The organism is Streptomyces sp. DSM 120436 (assembly GCF_055778765.1).
Genome location: NZ_JBSKBS010000001.1, coordinates 4349900 through 4362732 on the forward strand (window position 1 = coordinate 4349900; position 12833 = coordinate 4362732).

Genomic DNA, 12833 nt, shown 5'->3' on the forward strand with positions numbered 1-12833 from the left:
ATTACCAAAAACTAGCCGTCCGACGAGAGGCAGGTACGACCTTGTCCGCCCACTGCCAACTGACCGGCGCCCGGCCGGGCTTCGGCAACACCATCTCCCACTCGCACCGGCGCACCTCGCGCCGCTTCGACCCCAACATCCAGCGCAAGCGCTACTGGCTCCCCAGCGAGGGGCGGTACGTCCGGCTGACGCTCAGCGCGAAGGCGATCAAGACCGTCGACAGCATCGGCATCGAGGCCGCCGTGGCCCGCATCCGCGCCCGAGGGGGGAAGGTCTGATGGCCAAGAAGAGCAAGATCGCGCAGAACGAGAAGCGCAAGGCGACCGTCGAGCGGTACGCGGCCCGCCGTGCGGAGCTGAAGGAGATCATCCGCCGGCCGTCCTCCACCGACGCCGAGCGCCGGGCCGCACTGGAAGAACTGCGGCGCCAGCCCCGCAACGCGAGCGCTACCCGAGTGCGCAACCGGGACAGCGTGGACGGGCGGCCGCGCGGTCACCTCCGGAAGTTCGGCCTGTCGCGCGTCCGCGTGCGTGAGCAGGCCCACGCCGGCTTCCTGCCCGGGGTCACCAAGTCCTCCTGGTAGTCACGCCGCTCGCGCGACGGGCCCCGGTTCCGGCCGTGCCTCGGCGGAGTCACGGCCGGAACCGGCCACGGAGCGTGCCTGCGGATGTCGGGGCAGGCGCAGGAGATTGAGCCGGTAACCCTCGGCCCGGGGGAGCCGTTGCGCGGCGACGGCGGACACCATCTGCTGGTGGGGGAGCGACAACTGCGCCGCCAGGTCCTCGGGCGGACTGGTGAGGGTGGCGTGCTGTTCCTGAGTGCCGAAGAAACCGGGGCCGGCGGTGCCCAGGCCGGAGCGGTTCATCGAGGTGGCGGCCGAGGCCGACACGACACCGGGCATCGCCGAGCGCCGCGGCACCCTGTGCGCCCTGGTGCACCAGGGCACCGGCATGGACTTCGGCCTGGACACCGATTGCGTGGACGACGTCACCGGTGCCGCGATCCACGCCGACTACCCGCGGCTGTCCATGGCCACCACCCTCACCGACGAGATCACCGCTCAGGCCCGCAACCGCCCGGAGAAGGCCCCGCCCTTCACCCTCGCGTCCGAACTCCTGCGAGAGAGGTCCGTGCCGCCGCACAGGACCCGCATGGAGACCATGGCCGACGCCGCACGCTGGGGCAACTGACCATGACCACGTACGGAATCCTGCTGTTCGACTCGGCGCAGGAACTCGACTTCACCGGCCCGTGAGAGGTGTTCACCACCTCCTCCGGACTGCGGGGCGGCGCGGACGACGTCCTGCTCGTCGCCGAAGCCGTCGGCCACCTGCACGGACGCGAGCACGCCCGCGCCGTGCGCCGTGCCCTCCCGTACGACTCGGCTCCTTCCTGCCTGGCGGACGAACCCGTCCCCCTGTCCCTGGCCGACCGAGAAACGGAGTACCGACCGACATGAACCGCCGGACCCTCCTGCACGCCACCACCGCTCTCGGGACCGCGACACTGATGGCCGGGGGCGCCGTGACCCGGGCCGACGCCGCCGAGCCCGAGGCCCCCGGACGTGACCGGCCCCTGCGCGTCCACGTGGTCATGTTCGACGGCGTGGAGGAACTCGACTTCTCCGCCCCGTACGAGGTGTTCTCCGCCTCCGGCCACTTCACCGACCGGGAAGTGGAGACCCGCTACGTGACGCTCGGCGGTCCGCGTACCGTCAGGGCGTCCTACGGCACCCGACTACGGGTCGACCACGGGTGGGCCCCCGAGCAGGCGGACGTCCTGGTGGTTCCCGGCGGCGGCTACGCGCGCCGCGAGGATCCCGGCGTGTGGGCCGAGATCCGGCGGGGCTCACTGCCACGGGCCCTGGCCGCCGCGACCCGCCCGGGCCTGACCGTCAGCGCGCTGTGCACCGGCGTGATGCTGCTCGCCGCCGCCGGGCTGACTGCGGGGCGCCCCTGCACCACGCATCACCGGGCGCGGGCCGACCTGGAGCGGCAGGGCGGTGTGCTGAAGAAGGCCCGCGTGGTCGACGACGGCGACCTGGTCACCGCCGGCGGGGTCACCTCCGGGCTGGACCTCGCCCTGTGGCTGGTGTGCCGCGAACTCGGAGCGGATGCCGCGGTCGGTCTGGAGGAGATGCTCGAGTACGAGGCACGCGGCACGGTGTGGACCGCGTGAAGCAGTTGGTGAACGGGCTCCTCCGATGCCTCCTTCTCACATCGACCCCCCTCGGCTCGGCGGTTCGAGAAGCCTTTTCGACAGGGTGGATCAAGCAGCCCTCGTGGCGGTTCCGTCCGGATATCGCCTCGGCAGTTCGTGTCCGGGAGGCTTCTGATGACGTCGGACACGAGGCCGGAGGAAGAAAGGGCGGTGCCCCCGTCCGGACGGCGACGGCCTTCCGGTGACCGCGTGGCTCTGCGCGGTGATCTGCGCTCCGCCCTGCCCGACGCCACCGCGGCGGTGGTGGTGACCGTGCTCGTGTTCGCCCTCCTGTGGGCGCGCATGGAGTCGGGTGCGTCGGACACGGTCGCGGTGATGCCGTTCATGGACGATCCCGGCACCTACTGGATGTATCTGCTCAGCCAGGCGTTCGGGTGGTCGGGGCTGCTGTGGGCGTGGGGCACGGTCATGCTCGGTCTGCTGCTGTCGGGACCGCGCCCCGCCCGGTTGCCGGTCTCCCGGCAGGTGCTGGAGCGCTGGCACCGCACCACGAGCCTGACGGCCATGGCGCTGATGTTCGCGCACGCGCTGATGTTCGCGGGGCCGTTGTCATCGGGCTGGTCGTCGTGGTGGTGTCCGGCCGCGACGGCGGACGGGACCGCCCGGCCCACCCGGCCGCGACGGCCCCCCACGCCCAGGAGACGGACTGACTGCCGGCACCGGGCGGGCGGGACGGTGTCCCGGGATGGGAGGATGACCGGCGACAGGGCGACGGCGGAACGAGGAAGCCGGTGTGAATCCGGCGCGGTCCCGCCACTGTGATCGGCGAGCGATTCCCGACAGGCCACTGCCCGGCAACGGGTGGGAAGGCCGGGACGAGCATCGACCCGAGAGCCAGGAGACTCACGCGGTCGCCTCCTCGACGGACCACCGGGGCGGATCTCCCCGGAGAGAGGGACGGCACCGCATGCCCGCAACGCCGACCGGACCGACGACGGACGACAAGAGGACCGCGACGGTCACCGGCCCCGTGCCGTGCCGCGTCGTCGTGTGCCGCGACTGCTGCTGCGGCAGCCCCAAAGTGACCGGCGTCGACCACGCGGCCCAGACCGAACGCCTGCGTGCCGCGGCACCGGTACGCGTCTCCGACTGCCTCGGCGTCTGCGAACACGCCAACGTCATCGTCGTCCAGCCCTCCGCGGAGGGCCGGGCCGCAGGCGCCCGCCCCGTCTGGCTGGGGCTGGTCAACGACCCGGACGCGACCGAGGACATCGTCGCGTGGACCCGCGCAGGCGGTCCCGGGGTGGCGCCCCGGCCGGACATCCTCGACCTGTACGCCATCACGCCGCCGCGACGGCGTACGGCCTCCTGACCGTACGGACGGAGAGCTGGAGGGAGGACGGGAACCGTGCGCGCAGCCCGTGCCTCGACCGCGTCCGTCACCGCCGCCCCGCACGACGTGGCGGGCCTTGGCGGTTTCTTCGCCCTGCAGGTCGGTGGACGGGACGACGGCCAGCATCCGATCGCCCGCTCCTATGCGGCGGGTTTCACCGACCTCGCCGAAGCCGTCGCACGCTGGCACCGTACTCCGGAACCGCGCGTCGACGTCTCCACCGCCCAGCTCGGACACGCCGCCCGCCTCTGGTCACCGGCCCTGGCCCGCGTCGCCCTGCACGGAATCGTCCCCGACCTGGAGGGACTGCAGCGGACCGACGACGGGCCGGCCCTCCGGGTTCCCCGCCCGGCCGGCTCGACGACGGCCCCGCCCGCGCCCTGTACCAGCAGGTGACACGTCACCTGTCGGCACTGGCCGGCGGCCTGCGCGTCAAGGTCGCCCCGCGTCTGCTGGACGGCAATCCGGCACTGGCCGTCGCTTCCCGGGCCCGGTACCTCGGGCCCGGCGCGTGTGACGGCGGCCGTTCCCGCTCACCACTGCGGGGCAGTCCGGGATTCCCGGGTTCCCTCCTGCGACACCCCGCCGTGGGGGTCCCCCCATGCCTTTCGGGCTATGGGGGAGGACGGGGCGAACCAGCTGCTGCGGGCAGTCGGCCCGTCAGGAACGCGGACGTCCGTGATCCGGGCGGTGACCCGTGTCACGCGCCCCGACCGGTGCCAGGACCCCGCCGCCTTGGGCCAGTGCGCGACGAACGGCAGGGGCGGGGCAGGGGTTCGCAGTGGGGTGCTGAGGACCACGTTGTGGCGCGCTCGGTGACGATGTCGAGGCAATGGCGGCGGATTTCAGCGGTGCGCAAGGCGGGGCTCCGAAGGCTCACGGGGGGAGCGGGGCGAGGGAACGGGCGGGGTGGCGCGGGCCGAGGAAGACGACGATGCCCTTGCCGTCGGGGGAGGGGTGGGTGGCCTCCGTCCAGCCGTGGCGGCGGTAGAAGGCCATGGCCCGCCCGTTCCGGACCGAGGTGAGCAGCCATGCCCGCCCCTCGGGCGCGTCCGCGGTCACCGCTTCGAGGAGGCGGGTGGCGAGGCCGGTGCCGCGGGCGGCGTGCCGGACGGCGAGTTCGTCGATCTCCCGGGCTCCGCACAGCCAGTCGGCGGTGCGGTCGTTGCCGAGGCCGGCGGACGCCTGGGGATAGCAACGGTCGGTGGGGAAGGGGGCCGGAGTGGTCCACGCGGTGGCGAAGCCGACGATCTCCCCGTCGCGCACGGCGGTCGCGGCGGTGAACCCGGCACGCCGTACGTTCGCCGGCAGCCGGGAGACGAACTCGGTTGCCTGCGCCTCGTCCTCGTGCCAGGGCGGGGCGCAGAAGGCGTCGACGTACACCGAACGCAGTGACTCGGTGTGCGTGAGTATCCCGGCGTCCCGGTGCACACGGATGTCGGTGGTCATCAGGCGGCCACCGCCTTCCCCATGACGACGGGATGCAGTGCGGCGTACTCCAGCGGTGCCGGTGCGGTGCCCGCCCGTACGAGAAGGTCGCCGACGGGGGCGGTCATCGCGCCGTTGTCGGTGCACCGCCGCAGCGGCGGCATCCGCAGTCCGGCGCCCGCCGCCAGACGGTGCTCCTCGGTCGGCGACCGTACCCGCGAGTTCGCGGCGACACCGCCGACCACGGCCAGGGTGTCCACGCCGTGCTCGGGGCGGGCGGTGACCGCCTCGACGGCCGGACCGTCCGGATGCGGCAGCCCGAAGACCCGTGCCGACTTGTCGAAGCACTCCGCGACCGCGTCGTCCAGCGTGTCCCCGAGGTGCGTGATCGGGTCCCGGACCAGGCCCGCTCCCGTCTTGTCGCAGGACGACTCGACGCCCGGCGCCATCGCAGACCTCATGACCGACCTTTCTGCCATTAATAAGTTGTTGCAAGTAGTGTGCAATAAGATCTCCGACGATGTGTGCCGAACCGGCTCCGCGCACAGGGCCGCCCCCGGAGGGCGCGGCCATGACTCCTTCGACGCCGCGCCTGATGCCGAGGTGCGCAGCAGTGCCCCCGCCCGGCTGCCATGGACCACCGCGGCGAAAGTCCGGAGGGTCTCGGAGCCACGACCGGGGGCCGGTCGGCGGCTGAAGCCGCTGACGGAGTGCGGCGCGGGAAACCCCCGAGTCCGTCGAACTTGTGCACGTCTGCATTCTTCCCACAGGACATCAGACGTCATATGCTCCGCGGCGTCAGGCGGGTGACCTGCACCACCCTGAACGCAAGGAGCCTCATGTCCTCTTCTTCCTCGCACGGTCGGACCCGGTGGAGAGCGGGCCTGGCCGGGACGGCCGCCGCCGCCCTCCTGGCGACGGCCGCACCGACGGCCTTCGCCGACACCACGGCGGTCGCACCGGACTACGACGCCAAGCCGCCGCAGACCGGCACGCCGTTCTATTCGGAGCAGCAGCTCGCGACCAACGGCCAGGGTGGCTTTCCCAACTACCGCATCCCCGCCCTCACCGTCACCAACGAGGGCGACATCCTGGCCTCGTACGACGGCCGGCCGACCGCTGGTGACGCCCCCGCCCCCAACTCGATCCTCCAGCGCCGCTCCACCGACGGCGGCGTGACCTGGGGCGCGCAGACCTACGTCCACCAGGGCAAGGTCCAGTCGCCCGTCGAGGGTTACTCGGACCCGAGCTACATCGTCGACCGTCACACCGGCGACATCTTCAACTTCCACGTGAAGTCCTTCGACAGGGGTTTCGGGAACTCCGTCGCGGGCGTCGACCCCACCAACCGGAACGTGCTGCACGCCGAGGTCAGCGTCTCCCGCGACGAGGGCGTCACCTGGCAGCACAAGGTCATCACCGCGGACATCACCCCCGACGCCGGCTGGCGTTCCCGGTTCGCGGCCGCCGGACAGGGCATCCAGCTCAAGTACGGCGAGCACGCGGGACGCATGATCCAGCAGTTCACGATCATCAACGCGGCCGGCGCCTACCAGGCCGTGTCCGTCTACTCCGACGACCACGGCCAGACCTGGAAGGCCGGACAGGCCGTCGGCACCGGCATGGACGAGAACAAGACCGTGGAGCTCTCCGACGGCCGCGTCATGCTCAACTCGCGTGACTCGCACGGCTCGGGCTACCGCAAGGTCGCGATCTCCGAGGACGGTGGCGTCACGTACGGCGCCGTCACCGTCGACCGTGAACTGCCGGACCCGACGAACAACGCCTCCGTCATCCGCGCCTACCCGAACGCGCCGGAAGGGTCCGCCCAGGCAAAGGTGCTGCTGTTCTCCAACGCCGGCTCCACCAGCCAGCGCGCGAACGGCACCATCCGGATGAGCTTCGACGACGGCGAGACCTGGCCGGTCAGCCGCGTCTTCCAGCCCGGCGGAATGTCCTACTCGACGCTGGCGACCCTCCCCGACGGCAACATCGGCCTGCTCTACGAGCCCGGCAACGGCATCCGCTTCGCCCGCTTCAACCTGGCCTGGCTGAACGGCCTCCCCGCGCACGTCACCGCCACCGACGCTTCGGTCGAGCGCGGCACCACGCAGCCGGTCCAGCTCACGGTGCACAACCAGGCGGACTCGGAGCTCGACGTGACGAGTCTCGCTCTCACCGGTCCGGCCGGCTGGACGTACAGCGCACCGGCCCCGGGCGTGCTCCAGCCCGGTGCCACCAAGGCAGTGACGGCCGACTTCACCGTCCCGGCGACCGCGAGCGGAGGCACGTACCCCGTGACCGCCACGCTCACCGACGCACAGGGCAACACCTCGAAGAGCGTCATCAACGTCAGGGTGCGCAAGACGGCGCACGAGCTGACCCCGGGCCGCATCCGCGTCACCGGCGGCACGCTCACCAACCCGCAGACGGACGGTTACGAGGTCGGCGACAGGCTGGTCTTCACCTACGCCGTCACCAACCTCTCGGACGCGTCCACGACGGTCGTGCCGACCGGCAACCTCAAGGACCTCGACCCGGCGACCGCCAGTCGCAACTGCCGCTGGCGTGGCCTGGCCGGGGACGCCTCGTACACCTGTGCCTTCCCGTACCACGTCCTCACGCAGGCCGACCTGGACGCGGGCCACTTCACCCCGCGCACGACATGGACCTCCACGTCCGGCAGCACGGTCACCGAGGTCGAGCACACCGGCCAGCGCGTCGAACTGGGCTGAGACCTTCACAGGAGCACTGCTGCCGCGGCCGGTGACACCGGCCGCGGCAGCAGTGCTCGGGCGCACGGAGCAGGCTCCTGGCGCACCCGCGCCGTCCGGCCCACCAACGCCTGACCCGACGCGTCGCACACCACGCCCCACAGCTACTCGAACCGGCGGGCATCGGCCCGGACAGCGCCGTCACCTTGCTGATCACCACCGGAAGTGAGTCGACGAGGCGGAGCCTGGAGAGCTGATCCGCCTGCTGCCGGCGAGCGCGTCCGGTGTGCGGACGCGCTCGCCGCGGCGGGAGCGGTCGGCTCAGTAGCGGTAGTGGTCGGGCTTGAACGGGCCCTCGACCTTCACGCCGATGTACTCGGCCTGGTCCGGGCGGAGCGTGGTGAGCTTGACGCCGAGGGCGTCGAGGTGGAGGCGGGCGACCTTCTCGTCGAGGTGCTTGGGCAGCACGTAGACGCCGGTGGGGTACTCGTCGGGCTTGGTGAACAGCTCGATCTGGGCCAGGGTCTGGTCCGCGAAGGAGTTGGACATCACGAACGAGGGGTGGCCGGTGGCGTTGCCCAGGTTCAGCAGGCGGCCCTCGGACAGCACGATGATCTTCTTGCCGTCGGGGAAGGTCCAGGTGTGGACCTGCGGCTTGATCTCGTCCTTGACGATGCCGGGGATCCTGGCGAGGCCGGCCATGTCGATCTCGTTGTCGAAGTGGCCGATGTTGCCGACGATGGCCTGGTGCTTCATCCGGGCCATGTCCGAGGCCATGATGATGTCCTTGTTGCCGGTCGTGGTGATGAAGATGTCGGCCGTCTCCACCACCTCGTCCAGCGTGGTCACCTGGTAGCCGTCCATCGCCGCCTGCAGGGCGCAGATCGGGTCGATCTCGGTGACGATCACCCGGGCGCCCTGGCCGCGCAGCGACTCCGCGCAGCCCTTGCCCACGTCGCCGTAACCGCACACGACCGCGGTCTTGCCGCCGATCAGGACGTCCGTGGCACGGTTGATGCCGTCGACCAGGGAGTGGCGGCAGCCGTACTTGTTGTCGAACTTCGACTTCGTCACGGCGTCGTTCACGTTGATCGCCGGGAAGAGCAGCGTGCCGTCGCGCTGCATCTCGTACAGGCGGTGGACACCCGTCGTGGTCTCCTCCGTCACCCCGCGGATCTCGGAGGACAGCCGGGTCCACTTCTGCGGGTTCTCGGCGAGGGTGCGGTTGAGCAGTTCCAGGATGACCCGGTGCTCGTCGGACTCGGCGGTGTCCGGGGAGGGCGCCTTGCCGTCCTTCTCGTACTCCACGCCCTTGTGGACCAGGAGCGTGGCGTCACCGCCGTCGTCGAGGATCATGTTCGGACCGCCGGTGGGGCTGTCCGGCCAGGTCAGCGCCTGCTCGGTGCACCACCAGTACTCGTCGAGCGTCTCGCCCTTCCAGGCGAAGACGGGCACGCCCTGCGGGTTGTCGGGCGTGCCGTTCGGACCGACGGCGATGGCGGCCGCGGCGTGGTCCTGGGTGGAGAAGATGTTGCAGGACGCCCAGCGGACCCGCGCGCCGAGCGCGACCAGGGTCTCGATGAGGACGGCGGTCTGCACGGTCATGTGCAGGGAGCCGGTGATCCGGGCGCCGGCCAGGGGCTGGGCGTCGGCGTACTCCCTGCGGATCGCCATCAGGCCGGGCATCTCGTGCTCGGCGAGGGTGATCTCCTTGCGGCCGAACTCGGCCAGGGAGAGGTCGGCGACCTTGAGATCGGTGAACTCAACTGACACGGAGGCTCCTTGCACTCAGTACGTTGCGATGGATGTCCAGGGCCGCCGTGGACTTGTTCAGTGTGATGTAGTGCAGACCCGGGGCTCCCTCGGCCAGCAGGCGCCCGGCCATGGCGGTGGCGTGCTCGACGCCGATCCGGTGACCGGCCACGGGGTCGTCGCGGACCGCCTCCAAACGGTGCGCGAGGTCCTCGGGGAACGCGGCGTGGGACAGCTCCGCGAAGCGGCGGATCTGGCGGACGTCGATGGCCGGCATGATCTCCGGGATGATCGGGATGTCACAACCGGCGGCGGCGACGCGGTCCCGCAGCCGCAGGTAGTCCTCGGCGTCGAAGAACATCTGGGTGATCGCGTAGTCCGCGCCCGCGCGGCATTTGGCGACGAAGTGCCGGATGTCGCTCTCCCAGTCCGGCGAGCGTGGGTGCCGCTCGGGGAACGCGGCGACACCGATGGTGAAGTCTCCCAGGGAGCGGACCAGTTCGACCAGCTCATAGGCGTGGGTGAAACCGTCCGGGTGCGGGATCCAAGGGCCGTTCGGATCGCCGGGTGGATCGCCGCGCAGGACCAGTACGTCGTGGATTCCCGCGTCGGCGTACTGGCCGATGATGTGACGCAGTTCGAGGACCGAGTGTCCCACGGCGGTCAGATGGGCCACCGGTCGCAAGGTCGTCTCGGCCCTGACCCGCCGCGTCACCTCGATGGTCCGCTCACGCGAGGATCCGCCCGCACCGTAGGTGACGGACACGAAGTCGGGAGCGAGCGCCTCGATCCGGCGGATGGCCCACCACAGCGTTTGTTCGCCTTGAGCGGTCCTGGGCGGGAAGAACTCGAACGAGAACGTCGGAGAACTGTCCGTCGACGCGTGCCTCCCGGCCTGCCCGCACCACCCCCTGAAGGTCATGACACCTGAGCGAGCCGCGGCTTCAGAGCACGGGCCGGGTCGTTGCCGTACGTCTGCTCGACGCGGGTGATCAGGTCCGGCGGGCTGAGCTGGTACTCCTGGGTGCCGACGGACTCCAGCACGGTGGTGGCCAGGGCGCAGCCGAGCCGGGCCGCCTGCTCCTGCGTCCAGTTCCACGCCGTACCCGCGAGGAACCCGGACCGGAAGGCGTCTCCCGCGCCCGTGGGGTCGGAGATCTTCTCCGTGGGTACGGCGGGGATCCGCAGTGCGGGGGCACCCGACCTGGTCAGCGCCACTCCGGCCTCGCCCAGTGTGGTGATCCAGGTGCCGATCCGCCCCAGCAGGTGGTCCTCCGTCCATCCGGTGCGTTCCAGAAGCAGGGCCGCCTCGTACTCGTTGGTAAACAACCACCTCGCCCCGTCGACGAGTTGGCGTACCTGGTCGCGTTCCAGGCGGGCGAGCTGTTGGGAGGGGTCGGCAGCGACGGGGATGCCGAGCCGGTGGGCCGTGGCGGTGTGCCGCAGCATGGCAGCGGGATCGTCGGCGCCGACCAGGACGAGCGCAGGCGTGCCGGTACGTTCGGTGATCGCGGCCAGGTCGATCCTGGGGGCCTCGGCCATGGCGCCGGCGTAGAAGGTGGCGATCTGGTTCAGGTCCTCGTCGGTGGTGCACACGAAGCGGGCGGTGTGCAGGCGCTCGCTGACCCGGACCTCGGACGTGTCGACGCCGTTCGCCCGCAGCCAGGAGCCGTACTCGGCGAAGTCGACTCCCGCCGCGCCGACCAGGATCGGATCGAGACCGAGCAGGCCGAGACCGAAGGCGATGTTGGCGCCGACGCCTCCTCTGCGCACCTGGAGCCGGTCGGCGAGGAAGGAGAGGGAGACCCGCTCCAGTTGCTCCTTGATCAGCTGTTCGGCGAAGCGTCCGGGAAACACCATCAGGTGGTCGGTCGCGATCGATCCGCTCACGGCGATACGCATGGACAGCGCTCCTTGGTCCTGAGGCGGGGTGGATGGGGGAAGGGCCGGGGCGGCGAGGCCGACGGGAAAGCGGTGCGCGGTCCGGGGGCAGCCCGCGCACCGCCGTCTGCCGTGCCGGTCCGTGTCCCGGCGCCGCACTGTCAGCCCGACGCCGCTGCCTTGCGCAGGGCGTCCGCGCGGTCGGTGCGCTCCCAGGTGAAGTCCGGCAGTTCGCGGCCGAAGTGGCCGTAGGCGGCGGTCTGGGCGTAGACCGGGCGCAGCAGGTCGAGGTCGCGGATGATGGCGGCCGGGCGGAGGTCGAAGACCTCGCAGACGGCGTTCTCGATCCTCCCGACGGCGACCGTGTTGGTGCCGAAGGTCTCGACGAACAGGCCCACGGGCTCGGCCTTGCCGATGGCGTACGCCACCTGGAGCTCGCACCGTGTGGCCAGGCCGGCCGCGACGACGTTCTTGGCCACCCAGCGCATCGCGTACGCCGCAGAACGGTCCACCTTGGAGGGGTCCTTGCCCGAGAACGCGCCGCCGCCGTGTCGGGCGTGACCACCGTAGGTGTCGATGATGATCTTCCGTCCGGTCAGCCCCGCGTCGCCCATCGGACCGCCGACTTCGAAGCGGCCGGTGGGGTTGACCAGCAGGCGGTAGTCCTCGGTGTCCAGCTTGATGCCGTCGTCGGCGAGCCGGGCGAGAGTGTGCTCGACGACCTCGGCGCGGATGTCGGGGGTGAGCAAGCTGTCCAGGTCGATGTCGCCCGCGTGCTGGGAGGAGACGACGACCGTGTCCAGGCGCACGGGCCGACTGCCCAGGTACTCGATGGTGACCTGGGTCTTGCCGTCGGGGCGCAGGTAGGGGATGGTGCCGTCTTTGCGGACTTCGGTCAGCCGGCGCGAGAGCCGGTGGGCCAGTTCGATCGGCAACGGCATCAGGGAGGGGGTCTCGGCGGTCGCGTAGCCGAACATCAGACCCTGGTCGCCGGCGCCCTGCTGGTCGAGCCCGTCGGTCGCGCCACCCGTGGCCGAGCCGTCCAGCCTGCTCTCGTACGCCGTGTCGACGCCCTGGGCGATGTCGGGGGACTGTGCGCCGATCGACACCGACACCCCGCAGGAGGCACCGTCGAAACCCTTGGCCGAGGAGTCGTAGCCTATGTCGAGGATCTTCTTGCGGACCAGGGTGGCGATGTCGACGTAGGCGGAGGTCGTCACCTCGCCCGCGATGTGCACCTGACCGGTGGTGATCAGGGTCTCGACCGCCACGCGCGACGCGGGGTCGGCACGCAGCAGTGCGTCGAGGACGGTGTCGCTGATCTGGTCGGCGATCTTGTCGGGATGGCCCTCGGTCACGGACTCCGAGGTGAACAGGCTGCGCGACATGACACTCCAGGGCAGACGTGGTGGGTGTACCGGTCGACATGCGCGCGGCCCGGGCCGCCGGGGCCGGAGGCACGTGGCCCCGGCGCCGCTGGTGACTGCGCGCACTTCTGTCGTGAA

General features: G+C 71.0%; 14 protein-coding genes, 2 pseudogenes and 1 riboswitch. Of the genes and pseudogenes, 9 read left to right on the plus strand and 7 right to left on the minus strand.

The annotated features are described in order from the left end of the window. Positions 1-41: 41 nt before the first annotated feature. Together rpmB and rpsN are read left to right on the plus strand one after the other, a co-directional pair. A complete protein-coding gene (gene rpmB, locus ACWH4W_RS19300; RefSeq protein ID WP_473076960.1) occupies positions 42-278 on the plus strand; it encodes a 50S ribosomal protein L28 in 237 nt (78 codons plus the stop codon). Continuing rightward, positions 278-583, plus strand: a complete 306-nt coding sequence (gene rpsN, locus ACWH4W_RS19305) for a 30S ribosomal protein S14 (RefSeq protein WP_473076961.1) — start codon at positions 278-280, stop codon at positions 581-583. Before rpmB ends, rpsN begins: the two co-directional genes overlap by 1 nt. Here rpsN and ACWH4W_RS19310 read toward each other — a convergent pair whose 3' ends face one another. Beyond that, entirely contained in the window at positions 584-865 is a 282-nt protein-coding gene (locus ACWH4W_RS19310) for a hypothetical protein (protein WP_473076962.1), read from the minus strand. Between ACWH4W_RS19310 and ACWH4W_RS19315 the strand changes: the two genes are divergently transcribed. The 6 genes and pseudogenes from ACWH4W_RS19315 to ACWH4W_RS19340 all read left to right on the plus strand — a co-directional run bounded on the left by ACWH4W_RS19315 (position 843) and on the right by ACWH4W_RS19340 (position 3949). Further along, positions 843-1190: a hypothetical protein gene (locus tag ACWH4W_RS19315; protein WP_473076963.1), complete on the plus strand. Its 348-nt coding sequence runs from the start codon at positions 843-845 to the stop codon at positions 1188-1190. The genes ACWH4W_RS19310 and ACWH4W_RS19315 overlap by 23 nt on opposite strands. Positions 1191-1258: 68 nt before the next feature. Further along, the gene (locus ACWH4W_RS19320) at positions 1259-1459 is read left to right on the plus strand and encodes a hypothetical protein (RefSeq protein WP_473076964.1); all 201 of its coding nucleotides are present in this window, start codon (positions 1259-1261) and stop codon (positions 1457-1459) included. Continuing rightward, complete coding sequence (locus ACWH4W_RS19325; RefSeq protein WP_473076965.1) at positions 1456-2178, plus strand: DJ-1/PfpI family protein; 723 nt, start codon at positions 1456-1458, stop codon at positions 2176-2178. Before ACWH4W_RS19320 ends, ACWH4W_RS19325 begins: the two co-directional genes overlap by 4 nt. Positions 2179-2334: 156 nt before the next feature. Next, positions 2335-2769 (plus strand): annotated as a pseudogene (locus ACWH4W_RS19330) (ferric reductase-like transmembrane domain-containing protein); the annotation flags it as partial. A gap of 172 nt (positions 2770-2941) precedes the next feature. Then, positions 2942-3065: riboswitch (cobalamin riboswitch) on the plus strand. Positions 3066-3127: 62 nt separating this feature from the next. Further along, a complete protein-coding gene (locus ACWH4W_RS19335; protein WP_473076966.1) occupies positions 3128-3532 on the plus strand; it encodes a (2Fe-2S) ferredoxin domain-containing protein in 405 nt (134 codons plus the stop codon). Between the two features lie 36 nt (positions 3533-3568). Further along, entirely contained in the window at positions 3569-3949 is a 381-nt protein-coding gene (locus tag ACWH4W_RS19340) for a hypothetical protein (RefSeq protein WP_473076967.1), read from the plus strand. 480 nt (positions 3950-4429) lie between these two features. On the opposite strand, the gene ACWH4W_RS19345 is transcribed toward ACWH4W_RS19340, so the two are convergent. Together ACWH4W_RS19345 and ACWH4W_RS19350 are read right to left on the minus strand one after the other, a co-directional pair. Further along, positions 4430-5002, minus strand: a complete 573-nt coding sequence (locus ACWH4W_RS19345) for a GNAT family N-acetyltransferase (protein WP_473076968.1) — start codon at positions 5000-5002, stop codon at positions 4430-4432. Next, positions 5002-5385: pseudogene (locus tag ACWH4W_RS19350) on the minus strand (tRNA (adenosine(37)-N6)-threonylcarbamoyltransferase complex transferase subunit TsaD); the annotation flags it as partial. The gene ACWH4W_RS19345 and the pseudogene ACWH4W_RS19350, both read right to left, overlap by 1 nt. Before the next feature lie 435 nt (positions 5386-5820). Here ACWH4W_RS19350 and ACWH4W_RS19355 point away from each other — a divergent pair. Continuing rightward, positions 5821-7716 carry an exo-alpha-sialidase gene (locus tag ACWH4W_RS19355; protein WP_473076969.1) on the plus strand — a complete coding sequence of 632 codons (1896 nt, stop codon included), beginning with the start codon at positions 5821-5823 and terminating at the stop codon, positions 7714-7716. A gap of 300 nt (positions 7717-8016) precedes the next feature. Here ACWH4W_RS19355 and ahcY read toward each other — a convergent pair whose 3' ends face one another. From ahcY to metK, 4 genes are all read right to left on the minus strand, one after another. After that, a complete protein-coding gene (ahcY, locus tag ACWH4W_RS19360) occupies positions 8017-9468 on the minus strand; it encodes an adenosylhomocysteinase (protein WP_473076970.1) in 1452 nt (483 codons plus the stop codon). Next, positions 9458-10369, minus strand: coding sequence for a methylenetetrahydrofolate reductase [NAD(P)H] (gene metF / locus ACWH4W_RS19365; protein ID WP_473076971.1), 912 nt, complete (start codon positions 10367-10369; stop codon positions 9458-9460). Before metF ends, ahcY begins: the two co-directional genes overlap by 11 nt. Further along, positions 10366-11349 carry a carbohydrate kinase family protein gene (locus tag ACWH4W_RS19370; protein WP_473076972.1) on the minus strand — a complete coding sequence of 328 codons (984 nt, stop codon included), beginning with the start codon at positions 11347-11349 and terminating at the stop codon, positions 10366-10368. The genes metF and ACWH4W_RS19370 overlap by 4 nt, the downstream gene beginning before the upstream one ends. 140 nt (positions 11350-11489) lie before the next feature. Next, positions 11490-12716 (minus strand): methionine adenosyltransferase, encoded by a 1227-nt coding sequence (metK, locus tag ACWH4W_RS19375; protein ID WP_473076973.1) that lies wholly within the window; start codon positions 12714-12716, stop codon positions 11490-11492. Positions 12717-12833: the final 117 nt, after the last annotated feature.